The 16,558-nt window shown below is 43.7% G+C and carries 15 protein-coding genes and 1 rRNA gene; 13 read left to right on the top strand and 3 right to left on the bottom strand.

From position 1 onward, the window contains the following. Position 1 precedes the first annotated feature (1 nt). The 6 genes from Xenpb_RS16610 to hemB all read left to right on the top strand — a co-directional run bounded on the left by Xenpb_RS16610 (position 2) and on the right by hemB (position 5,166). On the top strand, positions 2–700 hold the full coding sequence (locus Xenpb_RS16610) for an SCP2 domain-containing protein (RefSeq protein WP_187655339.1): 699 nt from the start codon (positions 2–4) through the stop codon (positions 698–700). After that, the gene (ubiB, locus tag Xenpb_RS16615) at positions 687–2,324 is read left to right on the top strand and encodes a ubiquinone biosynthesis regulatory protein kinase UbiB (RefSeq protein ID WP_187655340.1); all 1,638 of its coding nucleotides are present in this window, start codon (positions 687–689) and stop codon (positions 2,322–2,324) included. Before Xenpb_RS16610 ends, ubiB begins: the two co-directional genes overlap by 14 nt. 158 nt (positions 2,325–2,482) lie before the next feature. Beyond that, positions 2,483–2,743 (top strand): Sec-independent protein translocase subunit TatA, encoded by a 261-nt coding sequence (gene tatA, locus Xenpb_RS16620; RefSeq protein WP_187655341.1) that lies wholly within the window; start codon positions 2,483–2,485, stop codon positions 2,741–2,743. A 3-nt stretch (positions 2,744–2,746) separates the two neighbouring features. After that, the gene (tatB, locus tag Xenpb_RS16625) at positions 2,747–3,244 is read left to right on the top strand and encodes a Sec-independent protein translocase protein TatB (protein WP_187655342.1); all 498 of its coding nucleotides are present in this window, start codon (positions 2,747–2,749) and stop codon (positions 3,242–3,244) included. Positions 3,245–3,247: 3 nt separating this feature from the next. Next, positions 3,248–4,003 carry a Sec-independent protein translocase subunit TatC gene (tatC, locus tag Xenpb_RS16630; protein WP_187655343.1) on the top strand — a complete coding sequence of 252 codons (756 nt, stop codon included), beginning with the start codon at positions 3,248–3,250 and terminating at the stop codon, positions 4,001–4,003. Positions 4,004–4,152: 149 nt separating this feature from the next. After that, complete coding sequence (gene hemB, locus Xenpb_RS16635) at positions 4,153–5,166, top strand: porphobilinogen synthase (protein WP_187655344.1); 1,014 nt, start codon at positions 4,153–4,155, stop codon at positions 5,164–5,166. 78 nt (positions 5,167–5,244) lie between these two features. Here the strand turns inward: hemB and rfaH are convergent, their stop codons facing one another. Continuing rightward, positions 5,245–5,733, bottom strand: a complete 489-nt coding sequence (gene rfaH / locus Xenpb_RS16640; protein ID WP_187655345.1) for a transcription/translation regulatory transformer protein RfaH — start codon at positions 5,731–5,733, stop codon at positions 5,245–5,247. A gap of 285 nt (positions 5,734–6,018) precedes the next feature. On the opposite strand from rfaH, the gene ubiD reads away from it, so the two are divergent. Then, on the top strand, positions 6,019–7,491 hold the full coding sequence (gene ubiD / locus Xenpb_RS16645) for a 4-hydroxy-3-polyprenylbenzoate decarboxylase (RefSeq protein WP_187655354.1): 1,473 nt from the start codon (positions 6,019–6,021) through the stop codon (positions 7,489–7,491). Between the two features lie 10 nt (positions 7,492–7,501). Continuing rightward, positions 7,502–8,203 (top strand): NAD(P)H-flavin reductase, encoded by a 702-nt coding sequence (gene fre / locus Xenpb_RS16650; protein WP_187655346.1) that lies wholly within the window; start codon positions 7,502–7,504, stop codon positions 8,201–8,203. 166 nt (positions 8,204–8,369) lie between these two features. Here fre and fadA read toward each other — a convergent pair whose 3' ends face one another. Together fadA and fadB are read right to left on the bottom strand one after the other, a co-directional pair. Continuing rightward, positions 8,370–9,533, bottom strand: coding sequence for an acetyl-CoA C-acyltransferase FadA (fadA, locus tag Xenpb_RS16655; protein ID WP_187655347.1), 1,164 nt, complete (start codon positions 9,531–9,533; stop codon positions 8,370–8,372). An 11-nt stretch (positions 9,534–9,544) separates the two neighbouring features. Continuing rightward, positions 9,545–11,731 carry a fatty acid oxidation complex subunit alpha FadB gene (gene fadB / locus Xenpb_RS16660; RefSeq protein WP_187655348.1) on the bottom strand — a complete coding sequence of 729 codons (2,187 nt, stop codon included), beginning with the start codon at positions 11,729–11,731 and terminating at the stop codon, positions 9,545–9,547. 273 nt (positions 11,732–12,004) lie between these two features. On the opposite strand from fadB, the gene pepQ reads away from it, so the two are divergent. The 5 genes from pepQ to Xenpb_RS16685 all read left to right on the top strand — a co-directional run. After that, complete coding sequence (pepQ, locus tag Xenpb_RS16665) at positions 12,005–13,339, top strand: Xaa-Pro dipeptidase (protein ID WP_187655349.1); 1,335 nt, start codon at positions 12,005–12,007, stop codon at positions 13,337–13,339. Further along, positions 13,339–13,950 carry an IMPACT family protein gene (locus tag Xenpb_RS16670; RefSeq protein WP_187655350.1) on the top strand — a complete coding sequence of 204 codons (612 nt, stop codon included), beginning with the start codon at positions 13,339–13,341 and terminating at the stop codon, positions 13,948–13,950. Before pepQ ends, Xenpb_RS16670 begins: the two co-directional genes overlap by 1 nt. Positions 13,951–13,987: 37 nt before the next feature. Beyond that, a complete protein-coding gene (gene trkH / locus Xenpb_RS16675; protein WP_187655351.1) occupies positions 13,988–15,439 on the top strand; it encodes a Trk system potassium transporter TrkH in 1,452 nt (483 codons plus the stop codon). An 88-nt stretch (positions 15,440–15,527) separates the two neighbouring features. Beyond that, entirely contained in the window at positions 15,528–16,070 is a 543-nt protein-coding gene (gene hemG, locus Xenpb_RS16680) for a menaquinone-dependent protoporphyrinogen IX dehydrogenase (protein ID WP_187655352.1), read from the top strand. 392 nt (positions 16,071–16,462) lie between these two features. After that, a 16S ribosomal RNA gene (locus tag Xenpb_RS16685) occupies positions 16,463–16,558 on the top strand; the annotation flags it as partial.

Genomic DNA, 16,558 nt, shown 5'->3' on the forward strand with positions numbered 1-16,558 from the left:
AATGGAAACACCCTCACCAAGCCATAGTGTGAATTCTGCGGTATTGAACTCCCCTGAATTGAGTCCTGCCGCATTGAATTACAGAGTATTATTGTCGGTTCTGACGGCTTTTCTGGAAACAACGTTGAATTATTTGTTGTATCGGGAAACCGTATTGAAGCCAACCCGTTTGAGGTTGGTAGGCAAGACACTGTCCATCAAACTGAAGGAAATTGAAACACCACTGGTATTGATATTCAGTGAAAAGCAATTGGATGTTTTAAGTCAGTGGTCGGAACCTGCGGATTGCTCAATGAAAACGACGATACCCGCATTACTCAAGTTACGGGATCGCCAGTGCCTTTCGGCGTTGATTAACAGTGGCGAGATCGTCATTGAAGGGGATATGCAGATCATTCAGCAATGGTCAGCTTTGTTGGACATGTCAGAGTGGGACCCTGCCCATTATCTTTCTCCTTATGTCGGTGATATTGTTGCAGAAGGCATTAGCCAGATAGTGAAAAAAGGCGTTAAATTTGCCAGTAATACCCTCGAAAGGAAAAAAACGTATTTCATCGAATCATTGACTGAAGAATGGAAAATGACCCCTAGCGCACTGGAGGCCGCCTATTTCAGTGAGGAAGTTGATGCTGTTGCCAATAAAATGGCTCAAATAGAGAAACGGTTGGCTGCGCTGGAGGGGAAATATGACGCCCAGTGAAATCAAACGGCTTTATTTCATTATTCGAGTCTTTCTTTCCTATGGACTGGATGAACTGATCCCTAATATTCGTCTGACTTGGCCACTGCGTTTCGGACGTTATTTCCTGTTTTGGATAACCAATCGACATAAAGACAAATCGCTTGGTGAGCGTTTGCGTTTGGCACTGCAAGAGCTTGGGCCTGTATGGATCAAATTGGGGCAAATGCTTTCTACCCGCCGCGATCTGTTTCCGCCTGCAATCGCAGATCAGCTTTCGATGCTGCAAGATAGGGTGGTTTCTTTTGATGGCGCTGTGGCGAGAAAATCAATTGAAACCGCATTAGAGGGGCCTTTGGAAACGTGGTTTGAGAATTTTGATCCACAGCCACTGGCTTCAGCGTCTATTGCTCAGGTACATACCGCTCGGCTGAAAGAGAATGGTAAAGACGTCGTCCTGAAAGTGATTCGCCCGGATATTCTGCCTGTCATCAAAGCGGATGTGCGATTGATGTATCGTTTGGCTAATCTGGTACCCCTTTTGCCGGATGGGCGTCGCCTTCGTCCACGTGAAGTCGTGCGCGAATACGAGAAAACTTTGCTTGATGAGCTGAATTTGTTGCGTGAAGCTGCCAATGCAATTCAATTGCGCCGAAATTTTGAAGATAGCCCAATGCTTTACGTGCCAGAAGTTTATCCCGATTATTGTCGGGAGAATGTGTTGGTTATGGAACGCATTTATGGTATTCCCGTGTCTGACATTGCGGCTTTAGAAGCGCAGAACACCAATATGAAATTGTTGGCTGAGCGTGGTGTTCAGATATTTTTCACTCAAGTGTTTCGTGACAGTTTTTTCCATGCGGACATGCATCCCGGCAATATTTTTGTCAGTTATGAGAATCCTGAAGATCCTACCTATATCGGCATCGATTACGGCATTGTTGGTTCTTTGAATAAAGACGATAAACGCTATCTGGCTGAAAATTTCATTGCTTTCTTCAATCGTGATTACCGTCGGGTAGCTGAACTGCATGTTGATTCTGGTTGGATCCCTGCCGATACCAATGTGGAAGATTTCGAATTTGCCATCCGTACCGTTTGTGAGCCGATTTTTGAAAAACCACTGGCTGATATTTCGTTCGGGCATGTTTTATTAAATCTTTTCAATACCGCCCGCCGTTTTAATATGGCTGTTCAACCCCAGTTGGTTCTGTTGCAAAAAACGCTATTGTACGTTGAAGGCTTGGGGCGTCAGCTTTATCCTCAGCTTGATCTATGGAAAACCGCAAAACCTTTTCTGGAAGATTGGCTGCATGATCAGGTTGGGATACCCGCCATTGTACGTGCCTTTAAAGAAAAAGCCCCCTATTGGGCGGAAAAACTACCAGAATTTCCTGAATTAGTGTATGGCACACTTCAACAGCATAGGCGTTTACAGGCCAGTATTGATCAGATATCACAACAATTCAGAGATCAACAGATTCAGCAACGCAAGTCTCTTTATTTACTGGGGATCGGAGCAACGCTATTTATCTGTGGAAGCCTGTTTTTCATCATAGACCAGAAACATTTGTCGTGGGGATTGATGGGGGGAGGAATTGTATCGTGGGGATTAGGTTGGCGCAATTTAAGCAGACGTCAGTGACAATTAAAAGGTCAGTGACAATTAAAAGTAAGTAGAGATTGCTTTACCGTGTGTTTGGTATGATTGTGTTATTTTCGAACATAAAGTTCGTAGTTTATAATGGAATCATTAATGATATTCCGATGAATGTGGTTTCCAATGAATAGAGGTAACTCAGTATGGGTGGTATAAGTATTTGGCAATTGCTCATTATTGCGCTCATTGTCGTATTGCTGTTTGGTACTAACAAACTTCGTACCTTAGGCTCAGATTTGGGAGAGTCGATTAAAGGCTTCAAAAAAGCAGTGAATGGCGATGAAAAACCGGAACAACCTGAAAAAACGAACCATGACGCTGATTTCGAAACTAAAAACCTTGCTGAAAAATCTACCGTTACACAATCTGAAAAATCAGAGAGCAAAAACAAAGAGCAGGTATAAACCGTGTTTGACATTGGTTTTAGTGAACTGTTGTTAGTGATGGTCATTGGCTTGGTTGTTCTGGGGCCTGAGCGTTTGCCTATTGCAGTTAAAACAGTCGCCGGATGGATTCGGGTATTACGCTCATTGGCGGCGAATGTTCAGAATGAACTTGCTCAAGAGTTGAAGTTGCAAGAGCTTCAGGACAGCCTGAAAAAAATGGAAGAAAAAGCAGATATGCAATCACTATCCCCAGAATTGAAGGCATCAATGGAAGAACTAAGGGAGGCGGCTGAGTCGTTGAAAAACGTATACCAGCTCAAGCCTGATGAAATGAGGGAATTGGAGGAGGATGAAGCACATTACCACTCCTCTGTATCTCCGTCTGCTGTAAAAGGCTCAACTCCAGAACAATTAGCCTCAGAACAATTAGTTTCAGAACAATCAGTCTCAGAGCAATCGGGCGTGAAACCAGATCAGCAGAAAAATAAATCTCCTGAACAAGCAAATGGCGAACACTAAAACATGTCTGTGGATGATACCCAACCGCTTATTAGTCATCTGATTGAATTACGTAAGCGGATTTTAAATAGCTTAATTACTGTATTGGTCGTTTTCTTGGCATTGGTGTATTTTTCCAATGACATTTATCGGCTTATTGCTGCACCTTTGATGGAACAATTACCTCAAGGTGCAAATATGATTGCAACGGATGTGGCATCGCCTTTTTTTACACCGATAAAACTAACCGGTATGGTGTCTGTCTTCGTTGCGGCACCAATGATCCTCTATCAGGTTTGGGCATTTATTGCGCCAGCGCTATATAAGCATGAACGCCGTTTGATAATGCCTCTGTTGTTTTCCAGCAGTGTGTTATTTTATCTGGGAATGGCATTCGCTTATTTTGTAGTTTTTCCCATCGCATTTGGTTTCTTTATCAAGACGGTTCCCGCAGGTGTTGTGATCTCGACAGATATCAGTAACTACCTGAGCTTTGTGATGGCGCTGTTTATGGCCTTTGGTGTTTCATTTGAAGTACCGATCGCCATTATTTTGCTGTGCTGGAGCGGTGTGGTGACACCGGAATCGTTAAAAAGGAAACGCCCTTATATTTTGGTCGGCGCTTTTGTGGTTGGCATGTTGTTAACACCGCCTGATGTTTTTTCGCAAACGTTGTTAGCTATTCCTATGTATTTGCTATTTGAATTAGGAATTTTGCTTTCTCAGTTTTATATCGGTAAATCAGGTAAACACAAAACAGTCAATTCAGAAAATGAATAAGGTCGTGATATCGGTGACAATCTGAAAAAATAATTTGATTCTGGTCATTCATGATTATCGCTAACCGATTGATGATGTTAACATCACTTGTATAACGTGATGGCTATTAACCCAGCGCCCGGCGCTGGGTTTTATATTAGGAGTGAAGTATGAGCTATGTATTTCCGGGGTCATTTCCCGGTCGTCGTATGCGTCGTGTGCGCCGCCATGATTTTTCCCGCCGCTTAGTTGCTGAAAATCAAGTTACTGTCAATGACCTAATCTATCCCGTCTTTGTTATGGAAGGTACTAATCAGCGTCAGGAAGTGCCTTCGATGCCAGGAGTGTATCGTCTGACAATCGATCTTTTGCTGAAAGAAGCCGAAGAGATTGCCCGACTGGGTATTCCTGTTTTGTCGCTGTTTCCAGTCATTGAAGCAGACAAGAAATCATTGGATGCGAAAGAAGCTTATAATCCAGATGGTTTGATTCAGCGTTCTGTCCGTGCCCTGAAAGATGCTGTACCTGAATTGGGCCTTTTGACGGATGTTGCACTCGATCCATTCACTACACATGGGCAAGATGGTGTCATTGATCAGGATGGTTATGTTATCAATGATGTGACTAAAGAGATTCTGGTCAAACAGGCGTTATCCCATGCTGAAGCAGGAGCCGAAATTATCGCGCCAAGCGACATGATGGATGGCCGCATTGGTGCTATTCGTGAACAGCTTGAGCTGGATGGTCATATTAATACCCAGATTATGGCTTATTCTGCTAAATACGCCTCTTGTTATTATGGACCATTTAGGGATGCAATTGGTTCCAGTAGTAATTTGAAAGGTGGCAATAAGATGACCTACCAAATGGATCCTGCGAATAGTGACGAAGCGTTACAGGAAATTGCACAGGATTTGCAGGAGGGAGCTGATAGCGTCATGGTGAAACCCGGTATGCCCTATTTGGATGTGATCCGCCGGGTAAAAGATACGTTTGGCGTACCAACATTTGCTTATCAGGTTTCTGGTGAGTATGCGATGCACATGGCGGCCATTCAAAATGGTTGGTTGCAAGAACAGCCTGCAATTATGGAGTCACTGCTGTGTTTCAAACGTGCTGGCGCTGATGGCATCCTGACTTATTTTGCTAAACGAGTCGCACAGTGGTTGCATGAACAAAAATAACGATTTTCTTGCGTGAAGGCCGATTCTGGTTTACTAGAACAGACATAATAAAAACGGGCAAAATTGCCCGTTTTCTGATTAGACTTTGATAAATTGTTTATTATCTAATACCTTCGACACTTCCTTGTTAAGAATATTTAGCAGGAGAATGGAACGAGTTTCTCCATCCGGTTCGTTATAAATTGCTTGAATGCCTTCGAAAATTCCCTCAGTGATTAATACTGTATCACCAGCAATTGGTGTTTCAGGGGCAACATATTCTTGCTCAGTGACGGACATTAATTCATCAATTAATGTTTGGGGAACAATGGCGGGATAAGTACTGAACCGAATAAAATGATTTACACCACGAGTCGAATTAACGGTAGTGGTATGAATAATTTCGGGATCAAAGTGTACGAAAAGATAATTGGGAAACAGTGGTTCAGTAACGGTGGTTCGCTTACCCCGAATAATTTTTTCAATTTTGGCTGTAGGTGTCAGGCAAATAACATCTTGTCTCTCCAGGTTTTCTATCGCCCGAGAGATTTGCCCACGTTTACAGTAAAGAAGATACCAATTTCCCATAATATTCCGACTCCATTACTTAGAATGTTTAGCATAACAAAACCAGTACTAAGGGGTCATCAATAAAGCCAAAAGTTATTTGAGATGTGGTCCATGTATTATAGTCACGCGTATTTATTTCCAGTAAAGATTTATGTATGACATTTATTGTGATAGTGGAAATACTCACCCCACAAGATTACTCTAACTCCATTGATTTTTAGTAAGTTATGAGTTTACCTTGTAACCCTCATGGGAGGGCTTATAATGTCTTTCCCTCCTTACAAATCGGCACGAATGAACAATATGAAATACCGCGATCTAAGAGATTTTCTTTCCTTGTTGGAACAATCAGGTGAATTAAAACGAATTCGTATGGAAGTTGATCCTTATTTGGAAATGACTGAAATCGCAGATCGTACTCTTCGTGCCGGTGGCCCGGCCTTATTATTTGAAAATCCTAAAGGATATTCGATGCCAGTGTTGTGCAATTTGTTTGGAACACCAAAACGGGTTGCTATGGGAATGGGGCAGGATGATGTTCAGGCGTTGCATGATGTTGGTAAGTTATTAGCTTTCCTTAAGGAGCCTGAACCACCAAAAGGATTCCGTGATCTGGTAGATAAATTGCCTAAATTCAAACAGGTACTGAATATGCCAACCAAACGCCTTAGTTCTGCACCTTGCCAGGAGCAGATTTGGGCCGGAGATGAAGTGGATCTTACCCGCATTCCGGTTATGCATTGTTGGCCGGAAGATGCAGCCCCATTGATCACATGGGGGCTGACGGTGACCAGAGGGCCGCATAAAGAGCGTCAGAATCTGGGCATCTACCGTCAGCAGGTGTTGGGTAAAAATAAATTGATTATGCGCTGGTTATCTCATCGTGGCGGCGCTCTTGATTTTCAGGAGTGGTGTCAGGCTCATCCGGGAGAACGTTTTCCGGTGTCGGTTGCGTTGGGGGCTGATCCAGCCACAATATTAGGCGCAGTGACGCCAATCCCTGATACGTTGTCTGAATATGCTTTTGCTGGTTTGCTGCGTGGGCATAAAACGGAAGTCGTTAAATGTATATCCAATGAGTTGGAAGTCCCCGCCAGCGCTGAGATTATCCTTGAAGGTTACATTGAACCCGGTGAAATGGCACCGGAAGGGCCATATGGTGATCATACTGGTTATTACAATGAAGTTGACATGTTCCCAGTATTCACGATAACTCACATTACCCAGCGCCGTGATGCCATCTATCATTCCACTTATACCGGACGCCCGCCGGATGAACCTGCGGTGTTAGGTGTTGCGTTGAATGAAGTTCTGGTGCCAATACTACAAAAGCAATTTCCTGAAATTGTCGATTTTTACCTGCCGCCAGAAGGGTGCTCTTATCGGCTCGCTGTCGTTACGATGAAAAAACAGTATGCAGGTCATGCCAAGCGAGTCATGATGGGCGTCTGGTCATACCTGCGGCAATTTATGTACACAAAATTTGTTATCGTCTGTGATGATGATATTAATGCGCGAGATTGGAATGATGTCATCTGGGCGATAACAACGCGTATGGATCCGCAGAGAGATACTGTCTTAATGGAAAATACACCAATCGACTATCTCGATTTTGCATCCCCTATTTCAGGGTTAGGATCAAAAATGGGGCTAGATGCAACAAATAAATGGCCAGGAGAGACACAAAGGGAATGGGGGCGTCCGATAGTGATGAGTGATGAGATTCGGGCCCGTGTCGATGAAATTTGGGATCAATTAGATATTTTGAAGCGATAAGAGGGAACGCATGACAACACTAAGCTGTAAAGTAACATCGGTTGACTCCATTACAGATACAGTTTATCGGGTTCGTTTATTACCTGATTCGCCTTTTTCTTTTCGTGCAGGGCAATATTTGATGGTGGTTATGGATGAAAGAGACAAACGTCCTTTTTCTATGGCATCACCACCATCAGAAAAACAAAGCATTGAGCTGCATATTGGCGCTTCTGAGCTGAACCTGTATGCAATGGCGGTGATGGACAGAATACTCGATCAGAAAGTTATTGATATTGATATTCCACATGGTCAGGCATGGTTTCGTGAAGATAGCGAAAATCCGATGCTATTGATTGCGGGTGGAACAGGGTTTTCCTATACCCGTTCTATCCTATTGGCAGCATTGGAAGCAAACCCTAACCGTAAAATCTCAATTTATTGGGGAGGGCGTGAACTGCATCACCTTTATGATTTGGGTGAGTTACAGGCATTGAGTGAACGTTATCTTAACTTGACGGTTGTTCCTGTGGTTGAGCAGGTTGATGAGCACTGGCGAGGAAGGAGCGGAACGGTTCTGAGTGCAGTTTTGGAAGATTTTGGCAGCTTGGCAAATCATGATATTTATATCGCCGGTCGCTTTGAAATGGCCAAAATTGCCCGTGAGCGGTTTTGTAGTGAACGTGATGCCTCGATCGATCGTATGTATAGCGATGCGTTTGAGTTTATCTAATCTGTTTTCCCGATAAAAAAATAAAACGATAAAAATAAAAAACCCGCCCCTGACAGGCGGGAAACTACGGCAACAACTTATTAGAGTGATGCAATAGACAAGACAGACAAGGGAAAAATATGTATAAATTTCAATCGTCAGTTACTTTTGATAACAAATCTGGCAACTACACTCTTTCAATAATCGTGGCGATACCTTGACCTAAACCGATACACATGGTTGCCAGACCAAACTGTACATCCTTGCGCTCCATTAGGTTGAGCAGAGTGGTAGTAATACGAGTGCCAGAACAGCCTAATGGATGCCCAAGCGCAATTGCACCACCGTTTAGATTGATTCTGTCATCCATACTATCCAGCAGATTCAATCCCTTAATACAGGCCAAAGATTGCGCAGCAAATGCTTCGTTCAGTTCCATCAGGCCAATATCAGAAAGGCTTAATCCCGCTTTTTTCAATGCCATCTGTGTTGCTGGCACAGGGCCATAACCCATAATAGAAGGATCGCAACCGACAACGGCCATTGAGCGGATACGAGCACGAGGCTTCAATCCTAATTCTTTGGCTTTGCTTTCGCTCATGATTAGCATTGCAGATGCGCCATCAGACAGTGCTGAAGAGTTACCCGCAGTAACACTTCCGGTGACAGGATCAAAGACAGGGCGCAGTGCCGCGAGATCTTTTAGGTTAGTGTCAGGACGGATGACTTCATCAAAATCGACAAGCTTCATGTTGCCATCTGAATCATGCCCATAAATAGGAACTATTTCACTGGCAAAGGCTTTGGATTCTGTTGCTTGTGCTGCACGTTGATGAGAACGCAGGGCGAATTCATCTTGCATTTCGCGGCTAATATTATGCATCTTAGCCAGCATTTCTGCCGTCAGGCCCATAACGCCTGCTGCTTTTGCAACATTGCGGCTCAATTTAGGATGGAAATCGACGCCATGTGTCATGGGTACATGCCCCATGTGCTCAACGCCGCCAACCATCGCGATATTGGCATCACCCGTCATAATCATGCGGGCACTGTCATGCAGTGACTGCATTGAAGAGCCACACAGACGGTTAACGGTGACTGCGGGAACTGAATGGGGAATGCCTGCTAGTAATGCGGCATTACGTGCAATGTTAAACCCTTGCTCCAGCGTTTGTTGTACACATCCCCAAGAGATATCATTGATATGCTCTGGCTGAACGGCAGGATTGCGTTTGAGTATTGATTTCATCAGGTGTGCGGAGAGATCTTCGGCACGAACCTGACGGAATGCACCGCCTTTTGAGCGCCCCATTGGGGTACGGATACCATCAATAATAACTACATTTTCCATGTTTTCAGACCTCACTCTTTTTCACCTGGATTAACAGCAAGTTCTGCTGGGGCAGGGTAGTAATTTTCATTGCTTTCGGATTTTGCCTTCAGGCCCGCTGGTACATGATAAAGCGCACCCAAGTGAGCATAACTTTCCGCCATTCTCACGTAGGCTGCGGTTCCCATGGTATCCAGATAACGGAAAACGCCACCGTGGAATGGAGGGAATCCGAGGCCGTAAACCAGAGCCATATCAGCTTCTGCCGGGCTGGCAATGATACCTTCTTCTAGACAGCGAACGACTTCGTTAATCATTGGGATCATGGTACGAGCAATGATCTCTTCGCCAGAGAAAGTATGTTTTGGTTTGCTGATGCCTGCCAGTAACTGGTCAACAGTCTCATCTTGCGCTTTTTTCGGTTTGCCTTTTTTATCTTGAGTGTATTGGTAGAAACCAACGCCATTTTTCTGGCCGTAACGCTGATTTTCGAATAATACATCGATGGCATCCCGGTAATTACGGCTCATGCGATCAGGGAAACCTTGTGCCATAACAGCCTGTGCATGATGAGCTGTATCAATACCAACAACATCAATGAGATAAGCAGGGCCCATTGGCCAGCCAAATTCTTTTTCCATGATTTTGTCGATTTGGCGGAAATCACCACCATCTCGCAGCAACATGCCGAAACCTGCCAGATAAGGGAATAAAACGCGGTTTACGAAGAAACCAGGACAGTCATTAACGACAATCGGCGTTTTACCCATCTTGCTGGCATAAGCTACAACGGTCGAAATGGTTTTATCCGATGTTTTTTCACCACGAATAATTTCAACCAGTGGCATACGATGTACTGGATTGAAGAAATGCATTCCGCAGAAGTTTTCTGGGCGTTTCAGTGATTTTGCCAAATCTGTGATTGGGATTGTGGAGGTGTTAGAAGCCAGAATGCAATCATCGCTGATATGTGATTCTGTTTCTGTCAGAACCGCAGCTTTAATTTTGGGGTTCTCAACGACAGCTTCGACAACAATCTGAGATCGTTCAATACCAGCATAAGTCAGGGTCGGTTGGATAGAAGACAGGATTTTGGCCATCTTCATAGCATCCAGACGCCCACGCTCAAATTGCTTATTCAGTAACTTGGCCGCTTCATTGATACCTAAATCCAGCGCTTTTTGATTGATGTCTTTCATCAGGACAGGAATACCTTTGCGCGCTGACTGATAGGCAATGCCTCCACCCATGATCCCCGCACCGAGTACAGCCGCATGTTCAGGCGTAGTGACTGCTTGCAGATGTTTTTTCGCTAATCCTTTGACGTACTGGTCATTCAGGAAAATGCCGACCAGAGCACGGGCAACGGTGGTGTGTGCCAGTTTAACAAAGCTGTCGGACTCTAACGCCAGAGCACCATCACGGCCCAATGTAGCGGCTTTTTCAATCGTTTTTACCGCAGTGATTGGGGCAGGATAATGAGGGCCTGCAACTTTCATCACCATGCCTTTTGCCACGGTAAAACTCATAGTACGTTCGATCTCATTAAGATTCAGAGGCATCAGTTTAGGCTGGCGGGCGGTTTTCCAATCTAAATCCCCCCTAATAGCTTGTTCCAGAATTGAAACGGCAGAGTCAACCAGTTTTGCAGCAGGAACGACGGCATCAACCAGACCATTTTTCAGCGCCTCTTCAGCACTAATATCTTTTCCTGCGGAAATAATTTCGAGAGCATTGTCTGTACCAATTAAGCGAGGCAGACGGACGGAACCACCAAAGCCCGGCATTATGCCTAATTTCGTTTCTGGCAATCCGATGCGAAGATCAGGAGATGCAACCCGAAAATCCGTTGAAAGTACGACTTCACAACCACCGCCAAGCGCGTAACCATTGATAGCGGAGACAGTAGGAACAGGAAGATCTTCAATACGGTTAAAAATATTGTTGGCGAGGTTCAGTAATTCATGAAGTTTTTCTGCTGGCGCATTAAATAATGATAAAAATTCTGTAATATCTGCACCAACAATAAAGGCTTGTTTTTCAGAACGTAATAACAACCCTTTTAGTTCAGTTTGTTGCTCAAGGGCAGCAACGGCTTTATCCAATGAAGTAACAGTGTTTGTGTCTAATTTATTGATTGCAGCCGGTGCATTGAAGATCAGTTCTGCAATGCCATCTTTCAGCCATTTTACTTGAATAGTTTCACTTAGGTAGAGCATGTCATTCTCCTCAATGAGTGCATACCATCTGGTATGACCAGATGCTGTTGATTGTGATTAGTGTGTTAATTTAATGCAAATCAATGATTAATTTTTTGTAGGACAGATCACAGGTAAGATTTATGACGGGGGAAGTTATTTTTTGTTAGTATTTTGAAAAATATAAATATTGTCGTTTTATTCCAGCCAAGCCGTTTTTCATCAGGTAGCTCCCCAAATAATGAATTGTGGTAATATTTAAGCTCCCGCCAGAAAATCAAAAGGCTAATTAAGATGGAAAAGTTGGCACCTTTGTACCACGAACATATTAAAACATTACAAAAACGCGCACGTGAAATATTGGCACGAACTCAGCTTGATGCCCTGCTTATTCACTCCGGTGAATCATTGCGCGTTTTTCTTGATGATCACTATTACCCTTTCAAGGCAAACGTACACTTTAAGGCTTGGGTTCCTGTGACCAAAGTCCCGAATTGCTGGTTATGGATTGATGGAATCAATAAACCGAAGCTCTGGTTTTATTCCCCGGTAGATTATTGGCATAGTGTAGAACGATTACCTAATAGTCACTGGACTGAAGAAGTAGAAATGATTCATTTGGCAAAAGCCGATGATATCAGTATGCAACTGAATGGATTGCCAAAACAGAATGTCGCTTATATTGGTGAGCAAACTGAACGTGCTAAGTCTCTGGGCATTCTTGAGCACAATATCAACCCGGAAACAGTCTTGAATTATTTGAGTTACCATCGCTCATATAAAACAGATTACGAATTGGCATGTATGCGTGAAGCCCAGAAAACAGCGGTGAATGGTCATCAGGCGGCCTACGAGGCATTTCTGTCTGGTGTGAGCGAATTCGAAATCAATATGTTCTATCTGATGGCAACGGGACACCGTGATACGGATGTTCCCTATGATAATATTGTTGCCCTGAATGAAAATGCAGCCGTTTTGCATTACACCAAATTACGGCAGACAGTACCTTCTGAAATTCGCAGTTTCTTGATTGATGCTGGTGCGGAATATAATGGCTATGTTGCCGATATTACGAGGACTTATGCCGCAAAATCCAATAATGATTTTGCTTCATTGATTAAAGATCTCAATGAAGAACAGCAAGCGATTATTGGCACGATTAAAGCGGGAGTTCGATATACTGACTACCATATCAATATGCATCATCGTATAGCTAAGTTGCTAAGAAAACATGACATTATTCATGGCATCAGCGAAGAAAGCGTGGTTGAGAATGGGCTTACAACGCCATTTTTCCCGCATGGACTCGGGCATCCACTTGGTTTGCAGGTACATGATGCTGCTGGATTTATGCAAGATGATAATGGAACCCACTTGACTGCTCCAGAAATGTATCCTTATTTACGTTGTACCCGTATCTTGGAGCCGGGAATGGTTTTGACCATTGAGCCGGGTCTCTATTTCATTGAAACCTTATTGGCGCAGTGGCGTGAAAATGAATACCGTCAGCATTTTAATTGGAAGAAAATCGATACGCTGAAACCTTATGGTGGTATTCGCATTGAAGACAACATCGTTATTCACGATGGAAAAATTGAAAATATGACCAGAGATTTACAATTATCGTAATGAAGCCTTATTTAATTCCTGCGGCTTCAGTCAGTTTTACTGAAGAAATCAAAAAGAGTCGTTTCATTACCCTGCTGGAACACACCAGCGGGGTGGATGAGGCAAAATCATTTATCCAAAGCATTAAGGAACAATATCCTGACGCCAGGCATCATTGTTGGGCTTTTGTAGCAGGCGCGCCGGATGATTCTCAGCAATTGGGTTTTTCGGATGATGGAGAACCGACCGGAACCGCGGGTAAGCCCATGATCGCCCAGTTGATAGGAAGCGGATTAGGTGAAATCACTGCTGTGTCTGTTCGCTATTTTGGCGGCATAAAGCTTGGCACAGGCGGTTTGGTGAGAGCCTATGGCAGTGGCGTACAGCAAGCACTGAAGTTATTGGAAACTGAATACAAGGTCCCGCAGAAATTGTACCAATTACAGTGTGAGTATTCGCACATTTCTATGGTTGAACAATTATTGCAACAATTTTCTGGGCAAGTGATTGCCAGCGACTATGCTGAAAATGTCACGCTACAGCTATCATTGCCAGCTACCCTTGCGGGGGAGATAGGTGATAAATTACGGGATTTAAGCCGTGGTGCTCTGTTTTTAACACCAAAATCATAATTATGTTGTCATACCGGATTTCTAAGGAATTAGCTGAATGCATTTTCGCGCCATAACCCGTATTGTCGGGCTACTTGTCATTCTTTTCTCTGTCACAATGATTATTCCGGGGTTGGTGGCATTGATTTATCGCGATGGCGCAGGCAGGGCATTTAGTCAGACATTCGTTTTTGCCCTCGTGATTGGTTTAATGTTATGGGTGCCTAATCGGGAACAGAAACACGAGCTTAAACCAAAGGAGGGTTTTTTAATTGTTGTCCTATTTTGGACAGTATTGGGCAGTGTCGGGGCTTTACCGTTTATTTTCTCTGAAAAACCTAATCTTTCAGTTACTGATGCTTTTTTTGAGTCATTCTCAGGTTTGACGACAACAGGGGCAACTACTCTTGTTGGTCTTGATTCTCTCCCCAAAGCCATTCTTTTCTACCGACAAATGCTGCAATGGCTGGGAGGTATGGGAATTATCGTTCTGGCTGTTGCTATCTTGCCATTACTTGGTGTTGGTGGAATGCAGCTTTATCGTGCTGAAATGCCGGGGCCATTGAAAGATAACAAAATGCGTCCTCGTATTGCAGAAACAGCAAAAACGCTCTGGCTGATTTATGTTTTGCTGACCATTGCTTGCGCGATAGCTCTATGGACTGCGGGAATGTCGGTGTTCGATGCGATCTCACATAGCTTTTCAACCATCGCTATTGGCGGCTTTTCCACCCATGATGCCAGTGTTGGTTTTTTCAATAGCCCGACCATTAATACAATTATTGCCATTTTCTTGCTGATATCGGGTTGTAATTTTGGCCTGCATTTTGCCGTTCTTTCGGGCCGAAGTTTGAAAGTATATTGGCGCGACCCCGAATTTCGTATGTTCATTACTATTCAATTCGCATTGCTGGCGGTTTGTGTGCTGATATTGTGGCAACATTCGGTTTATGAATCGGAGTTGGAAGCGCTTAATCATGCTTTCTTTCAAGTTGTCTCAATGGCGACAACAGCGGGATTTACAACGGATAGTTTTGCCGACTGGCCTCTGTTTCTGCCTTTCTTACTATTATGTTCTGCATTTATTGGGGGATGTGCGGGTTCGACGGGAGGTGGCCTGAAAGTCATTCGCATTTTGTTGTTGTTTTTGCAAGGTTCCCGTGAATTAAAACGCTTGGTTCATCCGAATGCGGTATACACCATTAAATTAGGGCATAGGGCATTACCAGAACGAATTATTGAAGCAGTATGGGGATTCTTTTCTGCTTATGCCTTAGTTTTCATCATTAGTATGTTGTTATTGATCGCAACAGGGGTTGATGAGTTTTCCGCTTTTTCTGCCATTGCTGCAACACTGAATAACTTGGGGCCTGGGTTGGGCGTAGTGGCTGATAACTTTACCACCATGAATCCAATAGCTAAATGGATATTGGTCGTCACTATGTTATTTGGACGTTTGGAAGTATTTACACTATTAGTGTTGTTCACACCAACTTTTTGGCGTGATTAGATGAGCTATATGCCATGGGCAGTCAGTTACGTAACTCATTATCTATAAAATATTTGTATTCGAATCGCTGTATAATAAGGGCGTATCTATGAGCTATTTGTTGCTTTATTCCACTCAGGATGGTCAGACTAAGAAAATCCTCACTCGTATCGCAGAAAATCTCCGCCGTACTGGTATTAAGTGTGATTTAAGAGATTTGGCTACATTGAAGCAGGTTAATTTGACGCCTTATCATAAAGTAATGATAGGTGCATCGATACGCTATGGTCACTTCAATTCTGTATTGCATAAGTTTGTCATTCGCCATCAAAAACAATTGAATCAAATGCCAACCGCTTTCTTCGGTGTCAATTTAACGGCGAGAAAACCAGAAAAGAGAACACCAGAAACGAATGCTTATGTACGTAAGTTCTTAACTAAAAGCCCGTGGCAACCTGATTTATGTGAAGTTTTTGCCGGAGCGTTGCTTTATCCACGTTACCGCTGGTTAGATCGCATCATGATTCAACTCATCATGCGAATGACCGGGGGAGAAACAGACACTAAAAAAGAGGTTGAATATACGGATTGGGAACAGGTAGATCGTTTTTCTGAGGCATTTTTGCAAATGCCATGTAATAAGGCGTCTTAAAAATAGTCTTTTTGCTGGTTGTTTCTTCGTTTTGAGGAAAAAAAACACGAACGGAAAAAAAATGCAAAAAAACTATTGTCAGCGCCGTAAAACTCCCTATAATGCGCCACCACTGACCGACGCTGAGCTGAGATAAGCCGCTGAGGAAAGTCGGAGGGCAGCGAAAATAAACGCTTGACTCCGGAGGCGAAAAGCGTAAGATACGCAGCCTCGCAACCCGGAAGGATTTTCCCGGTTGCCACGCTCTTTAACAAATTAATCAGACAATCTGTGTGGGCACTCGCAAGACACTATCCACGCCGGAAGGCGAAAAAAGATATAAGTCTTGAAGAGTGACTGAACAGTTAATTCATTACGAATGAACACAGTGTAATTCTTTGAGCATCAAACTTTAATTGAAGAGTTTGATCATGGCTCAGATTGAACGCTGGCGGCAGGCCTAACACATGCAAGTCGGGCGGCAGCGGGGGAAAGCGTGCTTTCCTGCC

This window comes from Xenorhabdus sp. PB62.4 (assembly GCF_014467285.1).
Classification (GTDB): Bacteria; Pseudomonadota; Gammaproteobacteria; order Enterobacterales; family Enterobacteriaceae; genus Xenorhabdus.

What these genes read in the sequence shown, in the direction of transcription:
- Xenpb_RS16610 (WP_187655339.1), top strand. Translation starts at nt 2, where the DNA reads ATGGAAACACCCTCACCAAGCCATAGTGTGAATTCTGCGGTATTGAAC.
- ubiB (WP_187655340.1), top strand. Translation starts at nt 687, where the DNA reads ATGACGCCCAGTGAAATCAAACGGCTTTATTTCATTATTCGAGTCTTT.
- tatA (WP_187655341.1), top strand. Translation starts at nt 2,483, where the DNA reads ATGGGTGGTATAAGTATTTGGCAATTGCTCATTATTGCGCTCATTGTC.
- tatC (WP_187655343.1), top strand. Translation starts at nt 3,248, where the DNA reads ATGTCTGTGGATGATACCCAACCGCTTATTAGTCATCTGATTGAATTA.
- hemB (WP_187655344.1), top strand. Translation starts at nt 4,153, where the DNA reads ATGAGCTATGTATTTCCGGGGTCATTTCCCGGTCGTCGTATGCGTCGT.
- rfaH (WP_187655345.1), bottom strand. Translation starts at nt 5,733, where the DNA reads ATGGGAAATTGGTATCTTCTTTACTGTAAACGTGGGCAAATCTCTCGG.
- ubiD (WP_187655354.1), top strand. Translation starts at nt 6,019, where the DNA reads ATGAAATACCGCGATCTAAGAGATTTTCTTTCCTTGTTGGAACAATCA.
- fre (WP_187655346.1), top strand. Translation starts at nt 7,502, where the DNA reads ATGACAACACTAAGCTGTAAAGTAACATCGGTTGACTCCATTACAGAT.
- fadA (WP_187655347.1), bottom strand. Translation starts at nt 9,533, where the DNA reads ATGGAAAATGTAGTTATTATTGATGGTATCCGTACCCCAATGGGGCGC.
- fadB (WP_187655348.1), bottom strand. Translation starts at nt 11,731, where the DNA reads ATGCTCTACCTAAGTGAAACTATTCAAGTAAAATGGCTGAAAGATGGC.
- pepQ (WP_187655349.1), top strand. Translation starts at nt 12,005, where the DNA reads ATGGAAAAGTTGGCACCTTTGTACCACGAACATATTAAAACATTACAA.
- Xenpb_RS16670 (WP_187655350.1), top strand. Translation starts at nt 13,339, where the DNA reads ATGAAGCCTTATTTAATTCCTGCGGCTTCAGTCAGTTTTACTGAAGAA.
- trkH (WP_187655351.1), top strand. Translation starts at nt 13,988, where the DNA reads ATGCATTTTCGCGCCATAACCCGTATTGTCGGGCTACTTGTCATTCTT.
- hemG (WP_187655352.1), top strand. Translation starts at nt 15,528, where the DNA reads ATGAGCTATTTGTTGCTTTATTCCACTCAGGATGGTCAGACTAAGAAA.